This window comes from Streptomyces corallincola (genome assembly GCF_019104725.1).
Lineage (GTDB): Bacteria > Actinomycetota > Actinomycetes > Streptomycetales > Streptomycetaceae > Streptomyces > Streptomyces corallincola.
The window spans coordinates 155,640-168,640 of record NZ_JAHRXF010000003.1 but is presented as its reverse complement, the minus strand read 5'-3'; the positions used below and the strand labels follow the sequence as shown (position 1 = coordinate 168,640).

Genomic DNA, 13,001 nt, shown 5'->3' with positions numbered 1-13,001 from the left:
GGGCGCGCTCGGGGGCGCGAAATCCCCGGCGCACCACCGGAGTTGCCGTCGCGCGCCGCCTTGGGCCGGTACGGCGCGGGGCAGCCGGACCGTGATGTCACGTTCCGCTTTCGTTCCGTTCCGTGTCGTAACCACCGGCGCGCCGGACCCGTTGGAGGGGGCATGGACTTCACGATCGGCGGCATCCGCGAGATCCGTTCGAGCACGCGTCGGCGGGGCCGGCCCTCGGAGTGCACCGCCGTCGCCGAGTTCACCGGCCTGTGGGGCTGGGACGTGGTGCCGGGCGCGCGGGCCGCGGCGGGCGTCTGCTCCTGCGGTCGGGCCGACTGCGCGGCACCGGGCGCGCACCCCCTCGACTTCGCCCCCGAGGTCCCGGCCGGGGCGACGCTGGACGAGGTGTCCACGGCGTGGGCGGAGTTCCCCGGCGCCGCGGTGCTGCTTCCGGCGGGCCGCGCGTTCGACGTGCTGGAGGTGGCGGAGGCCGCCGGGCGCCGGGCGCTGGTCCGGCTGGAGCGGATGGGGCTGCCGCTCGGCCCGGTCGCGGTGACCCCGGACGGCAGGGCGCAGTTCCTCGTCGCCCCCGGCGCCGCCGCCGAACTCCCCCGCCAGCTCTACCGCCTGGGCTGGGACGACCCGGCCGCGCTGGATCTGCGGGGCCTCGGACCCGGCGACCACCTCACCGCCCCGCCCTCCGACCGGGGCGGCCTGGGCCCGGTGCGCTGGCTGCGCCCGCCCACCCTGGACACCGCCCACCGCCCCCCGGCGGCCCGGCTGCTGCTCGGCACGCTGGCGTACGTGGCACACCGGTCGCGGTCCCGCGCCTGACAGCTCGCACACCCCCGCGCCCCGGGCGGGGCCGCCCTCGGAGCGGCCGTACGCCGCGGTACGGCGAAGCGCCCGCCCCCTTGCTCCGGGGCGGGCGCTCGCGTGTGCCGGGGGCCGGTGTCCGGCGGGGGCGGGCCGCTCAGTCGCCGATGAGGGCGTCCACGAACGCCTCGGGTTCGAACGGCGCGAGGTCGTCGGCGCCCTCGCCGAGGCCGACCAGCTTGACCGGGACGCCCAGTTCGCGCTGGACCGCGACGACGATGCCGCCCTTGGCGGTGCCGTCCAGCTTGGTCAGCACGATGCCGGTGATGTCCACGACCTCCGCGAAGACGCGGGCCTGGATCAGACCGTTCTGGCCGGTGGTGGCGTCGAGGACGAGCAGCACCTCGTCGAGCGGGGCGTGCTTCTCGACCACGCGCTTGACCTTGCCCAGCTCGTCCATGAGCCCGGTCTTGGTGTGCAGCCGCCCGGCGGTGTCGATGAGGACGACGTCCACCCCCAGCTCCTTGCCCTCCTTGACCGCGTCGAACGCGACGGAGGCGGGGTCCCCGGCCTCGGGCCCGCGCACGGTGTGGGCGCCGACCCGCTCGCCCCAGGTCTGGAGCTGGTCGGCGGCGGCGGCCCGGAAGGTGTCGGCGGCGCCGAGCACGACCGTGCGGCCGTCCGCGACCAGGACGCGGGCGAGCTTGCCGGTGGTGGTGGTCTTGCCGGTGCCGTTGACGCCGACGACCATCACGATGCCGGGCCTGCGGCCCTCCGGCTCGGTGCGCACCCGGCGGTCCATGTCGGTGCCGACCAGCTTGAGCAGCTCCTCGCGGAGCAGGCCGCGCAGTTCGGCCGGGGTGCGGGTGCCGAGCACCTTGACCCGCTCGCGCAGGCTGTCCACCAGTTCCTGGGTGGGGCGTACGCCGACGTCGGCGGTGAGCAGGGTGTCCTCGATCTCCTCCCAGGTGTCCTCGTCGAGGTGCTCGCGGGACAGCAGGGTCAGCAGGCCCTTGCCGAGCGCGTTCTGCGAGCGGGAGAGCCGGGTGCGCAGGCGGACCATCCGTCCGGCCGCGGGCTCCGGGACCTCGATCGCGGGGACCTCGGGCGCGGGGATCTCCGCGGCGGGCGGCTCCTCGACCGCGACCGGCGGGCCCCCGGGGAGGCCGACCTCCTCGATCGTCCGGCGCGGTTCGTCGCGCGGCGTCTCGGCCTCGTCGCCGACGTGCGGCTCGGCCGGGGGCGCGGTGATGTCGGGCGCGGCGGGCGGCGGCGGGGGCAGCGGCTTCTTGCGGCGGCTGCCGACGACCAGCCCGCCGATCGCGCCGAGCACGACCACGGCGATGACTACAGCAAGGATGATGGTTTCCATAACCCGTCCAGTATCGGCCATGCCCCGCGCCGGACCCGGGCGGCACGATGGCCCCGGCGCGCTGGGAGACACCGGTACCCGGCGGGGGCGCGGGGAACCGCGCGAGGCGCCCCCGCGCTTCCGCGCCCGGCAGGGCACGGACGGACCGTCGCCCCGGGTCCGGGCAGTGGCCGGACCCGGGGCGACGGCGGGTACGAGGAGAGGGGCGGGGGGGTGGCCCGTCTCCTCGGGACCGGGGGCTCCGCCGGGGCGGAGCGGGCCTCAGCCCATCTCCTCCAGGGTCTTGCCCTTGGTCTCCTTCACGAACTTCAGCACGAAGGGGATGGAGAGGACGGCGAAGGCCGCGTAGATCACGTACGTACCGGACAGGTTCCAGTCGGCCAGCGACGGGAAGCTCGCGGTGATTGCCCAGTTGGCGATCCACTGCGCGGCGGCGGCCACGCCCAGGGCGGCGGCGCGGATCTTGTTCGGGAACATCTCGCCGAGCATGACCCAGACGACCACACCCCAGGACAGGGCGAAGAAGAGGACGAACACATGGGCGGCGACCAGTGCGACCCAGCCCTGCGTGGCGGGCAGCTTGCCGTCCACCAGGTGGTACGAGAACGCCCACGCCTCCAGCGCCAGACCGGCGGCCATGCCGACCGAGCCGATGAGCGCCAGCGGCTTACGGCCGATGCGGTCCACGAAGATCATGGCGATCACGGTGCCGACGATGTTGATGATCGACGTGGTGAACGAGTAGAAGAACGAGTCCGTCGGGTCCACGCCCACCGACTGCCACAGCGTGGAGGAGTAGTAGAAGGCGATGTTGATGCCGACGAACTGCTGGAAGACCGAGAGGCCGATGCCGACCCAGACGATGGGCTTGAAGTAGAAGCCGCCGCCGAGCAGGTCGCGGAAGCTGGACTTCTCCTCGCGCCGCATGGCGGTTTCGATGTCCCGGACGCGGGCGTCGAGGTCCACCTTGTCGCCCTCGACCTCGGCGAGGACGCGGCGGGCGCGTTCCCGCTTGCCGACGGAGACCAGGAAGCGCGGGGACTCGGGGATGGCGAAGGAGAGCAGGCCGTAGAGGACGGCCGGGATCACCATGACGCCCAGCATGACCTGCCATGCCTCCAGGCCCATCAGCTTGCCGCGCTGGTTGCCGCCCGCCGCGTTGAGCAGGCCCCAGTTGACGAGCTGGGAGATGGCGATGCCGACGACGATGGCGGCCTGCTGGAAGGAGCCGAGCCGGCCGCGGTAGGCGGGCGGGGCGACCTCGGCGATGTAGGCCGGGCCGATGACGGAGGCCATGCCGATGGCGAAGCCGCCGATGATCCGCCAGAGGGCGAGGTCCCACAGCGCGAAGGGGAGCGCGGAGCCCACGGCGCTGATGGTGAAGAGGACGGCGGCGATCTGCATGCAGCGGATACGGCCGATCCGGTCGGCTATGCGTCCGGCGGTGGCGGCGCCGATGGCGCAGCCGATCAGGGCGATGGCGATGACCTGGGCGAGGGTCGCGGAGCCGATGTCGTACCGGTCGCGGATGGCCTCGACGGCACCGTTGATCACGGAGCTGTCGTAGCCGAAGAGGAACCCGCCCATCGCGGCTGCCGCCGCGATGAAGATGACGTGCCCGAGATGTTCCGGATGGGCCGTCCTGGCGTCTGGCGCCTTCGCTGTGCTGGTCACGTATGTCTCCTCGGGCCACGGCTGCGCTGCCGGTGGGGGTGAGCCCTTACAGGTATCCAGTGGTGCACAGGTTCACACCACTCACACCTGAAGGTAAAAGCAACGTTGCAGAGACTATGCCTTCAAGTTTCGAAGCTACGAACCGAACCAGTGTGAGCTTTTCGATACCACTGAGGCGCTTTCACGTTCGAGAAGTGAAGACGATGCGGAGAGGGTGGGCGAGAAGCGGCCGGGTGGGGCCGAGAAGAGCCCGGACGGGGCCGGGCGGGGCCTCAGCGCAGCCGCTGGGAGATCACCTTGGACACGCCGTCGCCCTGCATCGAGACGCCGTACAGCGCGTCGGCGACCTCCATCGTGCGCTTCTGGTGCGTGATCACGATGAGCTGGGAGGCTTCCTGCAGCTCCCGCATGATGCGGATCAGCCGCTGGAGGTTGGTGTCGTCGAGCGCCGCCTCGACCTCGTCCATCACGTAGAACGGGCTCGGGCGGGCCTTGAAGATCGACACCAGCAACGCCACGGCGGTCAGCGAGCGCTCGCCGCCGGACAGCAGGGAGAGCCGCTTGACCTTCTTCCCCGGCGGCCGGGCCTCCACGTCCACGCCCGTGGCCAGCATGTTCTCCGGGTCGGTCAGCACCAGCCGACCCTCACCGCCGGGGAAGAGGCGCCCGAAGACGCCCTCGAACTCGCGGGCGGTGTCCCGGTACGCCTCGGTGAAGACCTGCTCGACCCGTGCGTCCACCTCCTTCACCACCTGAAGGAGGTCCGCGCGGGTCTTCTTCAGGTCCTCCAACTGCTCGCTGAGGAACTTGTGCCGCTCCTCCAGCGCCGCGAACTCCTCCAGGGCCAGCGGGTTGACCTTGCCGAGCTGCTGGTAGGCGCGCTCGGCCGCCTTCAGCCGCTTCTCCTGCTCGGCGCGGACGAAGGGCCGGGGCTGGTTGCGCGGGTGCCCGGGGTCCTCGGGGAGTTCCTCGCCCTCGGCGGGCAGCGAGGGCGGCACCGGCCGGTCCGGCCCGTACTCCGCGACCAGCCCGGCGGGCTCCACGCCCAGCTCCTCCAGCGCGCGGGTCTCCAGCTGCTCGATCCGCATCCGCTTCTCGGCGCCCAGCACCTCGCCCCGGTGCACCGAGTCGGTCAGCTTGTCCAGCTCGGACTTCAGCTCGCGCCCGGCGGTGCGGGCCGCCGTCAGCTCCCGCTCCCCCACCGCCCTGGCCTCGTCGGCGGCGACCCGCTCGCCTTCGGCGCGGGTCAGGGACACCTCGGCGTGGGCCAGCAACTGCCGGGCCCCGGCGGCGACCGCCCCGGCGATCCGGGCCTCGTGGAGCAGCCGGGCCCGGCGCTGCTCGGCGCGTGCGCGGGCCTCCCGCTCGGCGCGGGCGCCCCGGTCCAGCGCGTCGGCCCGCCCGGCGAGCCCCCGGACGCGTTCCTCGTGGGTACGGACCTGGAGGCGGGCCTCCATCTCGGTCTGCCGGGCGTTGGCCCCGTCGGCGGCGAGCCGGTCGCGGGCGGCGGTGTCCGGCTCCTCCTCCACCGGCGACTCCTCGGCCACGGCGAGCCGTTCGGCCAGTTCCTCGGCGTCCAGGACGGCCTTCTCCAGTGCGTCCCGGGCGCGGGAGGCGGCGGCGGCCGACCGCTCGGCCTCCCCCGCCGCGCCGCGCGCCTGCCCGGCGAGCCCGCCGAGCCGCTGGGCCACGGACGACTTCTCCCGGTCGGCGGCGCGCCGCCGCTCCCCCAGCTCCTCCACCAGTACGGCCGCCCCGGCACGGCGCTCGGCGGCGGCCCGCTGCGCCTCGGCCAGCTCGGCACAGCGCACGTCCAGGTCGGCCAGCCCGGCCGCCGCCTCGTCCACGGACGCCTGCACTTCCAGCAGGCTGGGCGCACCGGCCGAGCCGCCGTGCGCGAAGTGGGCGCCGAGCAGGTCGCCCTCGGCGGTGACGGCGGTCAGCCCGGGGTGCGCGCGGACCAGGCTCTCGGCGTCGGCCAGCGCCGCGACGACCACGACCCCGTGCAGCAGCCGTCGTACGGCGGGCATCAGCTCCGCCGGGCCGCGGACGAGGTCGGCCGCGAAGGGGACGCTCTCCGGCAGCGAGGCGGGGCGTTCCACGGTGGGGCCGGGGGTGCCCTCGTCACCGGCGAGCAGCAGCGCGGCCCGGCCGCCGTCCTGTTTGCGCAGCAGCCGGATGGCGTCGGCGGCGGACGCGGGGGTGGTGACGGCGACCGCGTCGGCGGCGGCGCCGAAGGCGGCGGCGAGCGCTACCTCGTGGCCGGGGGCGAGGGTGAGCAGCCCGGCGGCGGGGCCGAGGACACCGGTGAGCCGGTCGCGGGCGCCGAGCAGTATGCCGGTGCCGTCCTTGCGGCGCAGGCCGAGCGCGAGCGCCTCGTGCCGGGCGCGGGTGGCGGCGCGGCTGCGTTCGGCGGCGGTGGCGGCCTCGCGGGCGGCGCCGAGCGCGGTCTCGGCGTCCGCGAGCGCCCGCTTCGCGGCTTCGTGGCGCTCCCCGAGGTCGGCGTCGTCGGCGTCGAGCCCGTCCACCTCGGCGCGCAGTGTCTCGTACTCCTCCTGCGCGGCGGCGGCGCGTTCCTCGGCCTCGTCGCGGGCGGCGTCGAGCCGGTCGATCTCGGACTGGGCGGCGGCGGCGCGCGAGCGGGCCGCACCGACCTGCCCGGAGAGCCGGGCCAGCCCCTCGCGGCGGTCCGCGATGGCCCGCGCCGCGTCCTTCAACCGGCGTTCCTCGGTGGCGAGTTCGCGTTCCAGCTCGGCGCGGTGGGCGACGGTGTCGTCCAGGGCGCGCTGCGCGGCCTCCAGCGCGGCTTCGAGTTCGGCCTCCTGCTCGCGGACGCGGGCGGCCTCCCGCTCCAGGTCCTCCGGGTCGCGTCCGCGACGTTCCTCGGCCGGGGCGGAGGTGGCGGAGGTGACCCGTGCGTCGGCCAGCGACACGGTGCCGCGCACCCGCTCGGCGAGCTGGGACAGCTCGTACCACGTCTGCTGGGCGCGCTGGAGGCGCGGCGCGAGCCGTCGCACCTCGTCCTCCAGGGCGTTCTCCCGCTGGAGCGCCCGGCGCAGTTCGCTCTCGGCGGCCTCCTTGCGTTCCTTGAGCGCGGCCTCGTCGGCGACCTCGGTGTCCAGCGCCCGGCGCAGTCGTACGAGGTCGTCGGCGAGGAGCCGCAGCCGGGCGTCGCGCAGGTCGGCCTGGATGACGGCGGCGCGGCGGGCGACGGCGGCCTGACGGCCGAGCGGCTTGAGCTGGCGGCGGAGCTCGTCGGTGAGGTCCTGCACACGGGCGAGGTTGGCCCGCATCGCGTCCAGTTTCCGCAGCGCCTTCTCCTTGCGCTTGCGGTGCTTGAGGACGCCCGCGGCCTCCTCGATGAACGCCCGGCGGCCCATCGGGTCGGCGTGCAGTACGGAGTCGAGCTGGCCCTGTCCGACGATGACGTGCATCTCGCGGCCGATGCCTGAGTCGGACAGCAGGTCCTGGATGTCGAGGAGGCGGCAGGTCTCGCCGTTGATCTGGTACTCGCTGCCGCCGTTGCGGAACATGATCCGCGTGATGGTGACCTCGGCGTACTCGATGGGCAGGGCGCCGTCGGAGTTGTCGATGGTGAGGGACACCTCGGCGCGGCCCAGTGGGGGGCGGCCGGTGGTCCCGGCGAAGATGACGTCCTCCATCTTGCCGCCGCGCAGCGACTTGGCGCCCTGCTCGCCCATGACCCAGCTGAGCGCGTCCACCACGTTGGACTTGCCCGAGCCGTTCGGTCCGACCACGCAGGTGATGCCGGGCTCGAAGCGGAGCGTGGTCGCGGAGGCGAACGACTTGAAGCCGCGGAGGGTCAGGGCCTTGAGGTGCACGTCTTCGGACTTTACCCGGCGCCCGTCGTCTCACCCCGTGAACACTCGGGACCCCACGGTTTCGCCCAGGAGGCCGCCGGGCAGACCAGAGGTCAAGAACGGGGGAAGAGCAGCGGGGCGCGGGGACGGAGCGGGGGTCCGGGGGACCTGGTGGGACGGGAGAAGGAAAGAAGGGACGCCGAGGCGTCCCTTGCGGTTTCCGGCAGCCGGTTCACGGCTGTCCTGTGACGGTGCGGTTGTTGTGGCCTTCCCGACCGCCGTTGTTGCTGTCGTGCAGCGGGCAACGGTCAGGTGAGCGCAGGCTCCGCCTGGTGCGCGTCGATGCTCTCCATGATCCTGTCCTGAGAGGCGACAGCCGTCAGCGCGTCGTTCTCCGCCTGGATACGTCCGAGCTCGGACTCCAGGTCCTGGACACGCTGCTGCAACCGTCGCATCTCGGCGAGGAGTCGAGGGTCGGAGCCGCCGACGTAACCGAGAAGCGCCTTTGCCATGATGGATGGTCCTCCACACTGAGTGACCGACCGAATCGGTGTGGGTCGTGAGGGATGTCGCACCCGCTGTGCCTGGCACCCGCCGAGGGTTGCTCTGCGTTCCTACATGCCAAACAGCTGAGGTGCGCGGGGGACTTTCAGCGTCTCACCAAAAAGTTTGACGGTCAACACGATCACACCCGGTATCGGCGGGCGAACCCGGTGCGCGCGATCCGCCTGCTGCGGCGGCGCGTCCTGTGCGGGGCCCTCGGGTGCGGTGGTCGTCAGGGGACGGGAAGCCTGCCACGCGGCGCCCGTCTTGGCAACCACCTGCCGCTTTCCGTCCCCGGCAGCCGCCCGGCACGGCGCGGGCGGCCCCGCGCGGGCCGGGTCCGGGCGCCGGATCAGCGGATGGCGAAGCCGTCGTAGCCGCCGCGCGGTGTGTCCCAGATCTCGGTGACTCCCTCGACCCGGCCGGGCGTGTCGGCGCTCTGGAGCCAGTCGAGCAGCCCTTCGCAGCCCTCGCGCCTCCCCTCGGCGACGACCTGGACGCGTCCGTCGCCCAGATTGAGAGCAAAACCACTCAGGCCACCGATCTCCAGCGCCCGTGCCCGCGTGAACCAGCGGAAACCCACCCCCTGGACATGTCCGCGCACCCAGGCCACCAGTCGTACGTCCTCGCTCATGGCTGCAACCTAACCGGCCAATGTCACTCGGGACACGTCCCGCCCCACTGGTTTGGGGTACCGTCCCGATCCAATGAATCTCATATGAAACTCGCTCGTTCGAGTGAGTCGGCCCGGTCCAGAGGGAGTCACCGCCACCGCGGTCCCCACGGGGTGGCCGCGAGACGAGGAAGAGGGCAAGGGCATGGGACGCCACCGACGCTCCGACGCCGGCCGCGCCGCCACGGGCCGGACCTCCGACGCCGGGTACGGCGCGGCTCCGGGCGCGCGGGACCCGCAGGACTCGTTCGCGGCCGGTACGCGGAGGGGCATCGCGCCCTACCTGAACCCGGAGGCGTACTCCGAGACCACCGCGCGGAGCACGGCCTATCTGTACGCGGACGACGAGCCGGGCGGTTTCCCGCCGGAGGACGACTTCGGCGACGGCCCCGCACCGAGCACTGCCGCGCACGGTGGTCCCGCGCAGGGCGGCCGGCGCCGCAGGAAGCCCGCGAGCCCGGTGCGCAAGGGCCTCGTCGGCGTCTCCGCCGTCGCCGTGCTCGGTACGGCGGCGGTGGCCGCCGGTGCGGTGCCGGGGCTGCAGAACTACCGGCTGGGCGGCGGCCACTCCGCGAGCGGCGGCCCCGCGCAGGCGGCCGGTGTCCCCGTCCCCGGCAACTCGGCCGCCGAGCAGGGCGGCACCTCGGGTGCGGCACCGGGCTCCCCGGCACCGGGTACCGAGGCCCCGGGCGCGGCCCGGGGCAAGGGTTCGGCGCCGTCCGGTACGGCGACCCCGTCCCCCTCCACCTCCGCCTCCGCCTCCGCCTCGGCGCCGGACTCCCCGACCCCGGCGGACACCCCGTCGAAGACGCCCGCGACGAAGGCCCCGGCGACCAAGCCGAAGCCCTCGACCCCGGCGACGGGCACCGGCACCGGCAGCGCGGCCAGGCCCCCGGTGTCCGCGTCCGCCTCGGCGTCCGCGCCGGTGGACCTCACCGCCGCCGAGGCGGCCGAGACGGAGGTCGTCCAGCTGGTCAACGCCGAGCGGGCGAAGGTCGGCTGCACCCCGCTGGCCTCGAACTCCTCGCTGACCAAGCTCGCCGAGGACTTCAGCACCGACATGGCCGCCCGCGACTTCTTCGACCACACCGACCCCGACGGCCGCACCCCCTGGGACCGCGCCGCCCGCGCGGGCATCACCGGCCTCGGCGGCGAGAACATAGCCCGCGGCCAGTCCGACGCCGCCGCCGTGGTCGCCGCCTGGATGGCCAGCCCCGGCCACCGCGCCAACATCCTCAACTGCGACTTCAAGACCATAGGAGTAGGCGTCCACTTCGGCCCCGGCGGCCCCTGGTGGACCCAGGACTTCGGCTACTGAGGTTTCCGCAGATCAGGCGCCTGGCGTTCACTGAGGGCTAGGCGGTCGGGGCCATCACCGTGGACGAGAACGCTCACCCCGAGTTCTGGGCAGCGGAGGACGATCCTCAGGCGGCCTTGTACGTCCACCGTATGGCCGCGAGCCGGAAGCGCCCGATGCGTGGACTGGGAGGCTTCATGCTCAACTGGGCATCGGAGCAGGCCGCGAAGACCGGCAAGTCACGGCTGCGCCTGGATGCCTGGACGAACAACCCCAGGCTGCTCCGCTACTACGAGCGCCAGGGCTACACCCTCGTACGCGTCGTGGACCTCGAACACCGCCAGTCCGGGGCCCTCTTCCAGCGCTCCGTATAGCGGCCCGCGTTACGGGTTTCACTACCCCGTCAAGCCCCGACTGCGCTCCTGCCTTCGGCCCGCTCCGCACGCTGCGCCGACGCGTGCCCTCGTGAGGGCTGGCCAGCAGCATGGGATCAGAACACGTCGTGACTGGGGCGGTCGGCTCCACCGCTTTAGGCAGCCACTTTGGGGGGAGCCTCGAAGATCATGGCCCCAACGTCGTGCTTTAACGGGCAGGTCCACAGACTGCCCGATGCGCCGGAAGCTTTGGGGGTCATGATCACTCCCCCAAAGCAGCTCCAGCCCAAAGCCGCTCCGCCGACCTTGACGCTAAGGCTAGGCAAGTCATGACTGATCCTCATCAGCCGCAGTGCGACGGATGACATGTCCTCTCTCATCACGTTGACGCTTCGTCGAATCCTCCACGGTGCCAAATGCGGCGATCAAGAAAAGAAGGACTCCGAAGGCCGTGAGAAAGTGCCACCAGCCTCCGCCCTGGTCGAAGCCAACCCAAGTCAGCCATCCTCCGACGACCATGAGGAGGATGCCTAGGACTACTCCGCGAGGGTCTCGACTTCTCCTGTCCTCGTCACGAATGAGGGCCTCGAACGAGTCTGAGATGTGCTGCTTGTAGGCGTCCTTTATCGGGAGATCGTCAGGTATCGCCTCAAGCAAATCGAGATCCTTCTTCAGGCGGTCCCGACCATCGAAACGGGGTCGTCGCCCCTGCCAAAGAACTCCAGCGAAAGCCAGGAAGCCGACCGCGATCGGGGTAACCTCGGACAATTTCATGCGCGCAGACTAGAGCCTTCCTGTCATCTCGGATGCCAAACGAGCGATTCGGAGCCCACAGCCGGGCCATCCTCGGGCCGTCGGAGGGTGCTCTACGACGACCAACGCTGACAACCACCGACAGCTAAGTCGCAGGTCGGTGCAGTGATCGATTACGTGGCCGCAGGTCAAAGACCCGTCCCACCACTTCTTCCGCTACTGAGCACCCCCGCGACCCCTCGGCGCCCTCTCCGCACATCCCGCCGCTCACCGCGGGGCAGCGCAAACTCCCAGTAAGCGCTGTCCGCGCGTAGGCTTACGGTATGACCGGCAGTATCTCCTCACCGGGCGGCGATTCCTCAGCGGACGCCGACCTGTTCCCGACCGAAGCCCTCGCGTACGACGTGTTCGCCCGTGCGTGTCCTTCGCGCGGGGTGCTGGAGCATGTGACGGGGCGGTGGGGCGGGCTGACGATCGGGGCGCTGGCCGAGGGGTCGCTGCGCTTCAACGAGCTGCGCCGCCGGGTGGACGGGGTGAGCGAGAAGATGCTCTCCCAGACGCTCCAGGCGCTGGAGCGGGACGGGCTGGTGCACCGCGAGGCGCAGCCGACCAACCCGCCCCGCGTGGACTACGACCTCACCCCGCTGGGCCGCGCCGTCGCCGGGCGGCTGCTGGCCCTCATCACCTGTGTGGAGGGCGCGATGGAGCAGGTGCTGGACGCGCGGGCGCGTTACGACGCGGAGCGCGGCGCCCGCTGACACTTCGGGCAGAAGTAGCTGGAGCGGTTCATCCACGGGCTGCGCCGCATCGGCGTACCGCAGCGGCGGCAGGGCAGACCCTCGCGGCCGTACGCGTCGAGGGAGCGGTCGAAGTAGCCGGACTCGCCGTTGACGTTGACGTAGAGGCTGTCGAAGCTGGTGCCGCCGACCGAGAGCGCCGCGTTCATCACGTCCCGTACGTGGCCGAGGAGTTCGGCGGTGAGCGGGCGGGTGAAGGTGCCGGTGGGACGCTCGAAGTGCAGCCGGGTGCGCCACAGCGCCTCGTCGGCGTAGATGTTGCCGACCCCGCTGATCAGCGACTGGTCGAGCAGCGCCCGCTTGATCGTGGTCCGTTTGCGGCGCAGCGCCGTATGGAACGCCTCGTCGTCGAACAGCGGGTCGAGCGGGTCGCGGGCGATGTGCGCGATGACGTCGGGCAGTCCGCCCTCGGTGTTGTCGTGCAGGGACAGCCCGCCGAAGGTCCGCTGGTCCACGAACCGCAGTTCGGTGCCGAGGGAGTCCGCGAACCGGACCCGCACCCGCAGATGCTTCTCGTCGGCACTCTCGTGCGGCTGGACCAGCAGCTGCCCGCTCATCCCGAGGTGGGCGAGGACGGACTGGTTGGTCTCCTCCAGCGGCAGCCACAGATACTTGCCGCGCCTGCTGGGCGTACCGATGTGGTGGCCCTTGAGGCGGTGCGCGAAGTCGTCGGCACCGGCGACATGGCGGCGGACGGCGCGCGGGTGCAGCACCTCCACCTCGGCGACGGTGCGATGGGCGACCCACCGCTCCAGACCGCGCCGTACGACCTCGACCTCGGGCAACTCGGGCACGGGAACCCCCTGTGACGGTGGCCGCCGACTCGGCGGTGGACGACTCCGAGCGCCCGCTCCGAGTGGGTGCTCGGGGCGGACGCTCGGCGGGTGCTG

The 13,001-nt window shown here is 72.5% G+C and carries 11 protein-coding genes; 4 read left to right on the top strand and 7 right to left on the bottom strand.

From position 1 onward, the window contains the following. Positions 1-162: 162 nt before the first annotated feature. Entirely contained in the window at positions 163-825 is a 663-nt protein-coding gene (locus KUM39_RS03740) for a bifunctional DNA primase/polymerase (RefSeq protein ID WP_217783898.1), read from the top strand. Positions 826-964: 139 nt separating this feature from the next. On the opposite strand, the gene ftsY is transcribed toward KUM39_RS03740, so the two are convergent. The 5 genes from ftsY to KUM39_RS03715 all read right to left on the bottom strand — a co-directional run bounded on the left by ftsY (position 965) and on the right by KUM39_RS03715 (position 8,851). Further along, the gene (gene ftsY / locus KUM39_RS03735) at positions 965-2,179 is read right to left on the bottom strand and encodes a signal recognition particle-docking protein FtsY (protein ID WP_217783897.1); all 1,215 of its coding nucleotides are present in this window, start codon (positions 2,177-2,179) and stop codon (positions 965-967) included. Between the two features lie 261 nt (positions 2,180-2,440). Beyond that, positions 2,441-3,853 (bottom strand): sugar porter family MFS transporter, encoded by a 1,413-nt coding sequence (locus KUM39_RS03730; RefSeq protein ID WP_217783896.1) that lies wholly within the window; start codon positions 3,851-3,853, stop codon positions 2,441-2,443. 272 nt (positions 3,854-4,125) lie between these two features. Then, positions 4,126-7,695 carry a chromosome segregation protein SMC gene (smc, locus tag KUM39_RS03725; protein WP_217783895.1) on the bottom strand — a complete coding sequence of 1,190 codons (3,570 nt, stop codon included), beginning with the start codon at positions 7,693-7,695 and terminating at the stop codon, positions 4,126-4,128. A gap of 287 nt (positions 7,696-7,982) precedes the next feature. Beyond that, positions 7,983-8,186: a hypothetical protein gene (locus tag KUM39_RS03720; protein ID WP_217783894.1), complete on the bottom strand. Its 204-nt coding sequence runs from the start codon at positions 8,184-8,186 to the stop codon at positions 7,983-7,985. 383 nt (positions 8,187-8,569) lie between these two features. Next, a complete protein-coding gene (locus tag KUM39_RS03715; RefSeq protein WP_217783893.1) occupies positions 8,570-8,851 on the bottom strand; it encodes an acylphosphatase in 282 nt (93 codons plus the stop codon). A gap of 184 nt (positions 8,852-9,035) precedes the next feature. On the opposite strand from KUM39_RS03715, the gene KUM39_RS03710 reads away from it, so the two are divergent. Together KUM39_RS03710 and KUM39_RS03705 are read left to right on the top strand one after the other, a co-directional pair. Further along, positions 9,036-10,208: a CAP domain-containing protein gene (locus KUM39_RS03710; RefSeq protein ID WP_217783892.1), complete on the top strand. Its 1,173-nt coding sequence runs from the start codon at positions 9,036-9,038 to the stop codon at positions 10,206-10,208. A 59-nt stretch (positions 10,209-10,267) separates the two neighbouring features. Further along, complete coding sequence (locus KUM39_RS03705) at positions 10,268-10,561, top strand: GNAT family N-acetyltransferase (RefSeq protein ID WP_308288027.1); 294 nt, start codon at positions 10,268-10,270, stop codon at positions 10,559-10,561. 327 nt (positions 10,562-10,888) lie between these two features. Here KUM39_RS03705 and KUM39_RS03700 read toward each other — a convergent pair whose 3' ends face one another. Then, positions 10,889-11,335: a hypothetical protein gene (locus tag KUM39_RS03700; protein WP_217783890.1), complete on the bottom strand. Its 447-nt coding sequence runs from the start codon at positions 11,333-11,335 to the stop codon at positions 10,889-10,891. Positions 11,336-11,637: 302 nt separating this feature from the next. Between KUM39_RS03700 and KUM39_RS03695 the strand changes: the two genes are divergently transcribed. Further along, positions 11,638-12,072: a winged helix-turn-helix transcriptional regulator gene (locus tag KUM39_RS03695; protein WP_217783889.1), complete on the top strand. Its 435-nt coding sequence runs from the start codon at positions 11,638-11,640 to the stop codon at positions 12,070-12,072. Here the strand turns inward: KUM39_RS03695 and mutM are convergent. Continuing rightward, entirely contained in the window at positions 12,045-12,905 is an 861-nt protein-coding gene (gene mutM / locus KUM39_RS03690; protein WP_217783888.1) for a bifunctional DNA-formamidopyrimidine glycosylase/DNA-(apurinic or apyrimidinic site) lyase, read from the bottom strand. The genes KUM39_RS03695 and mutM overlap by 28 nt on opposite strands. Between the last annotated feature and the right edge of the window lie 96 nt (positions 12,906-13,001).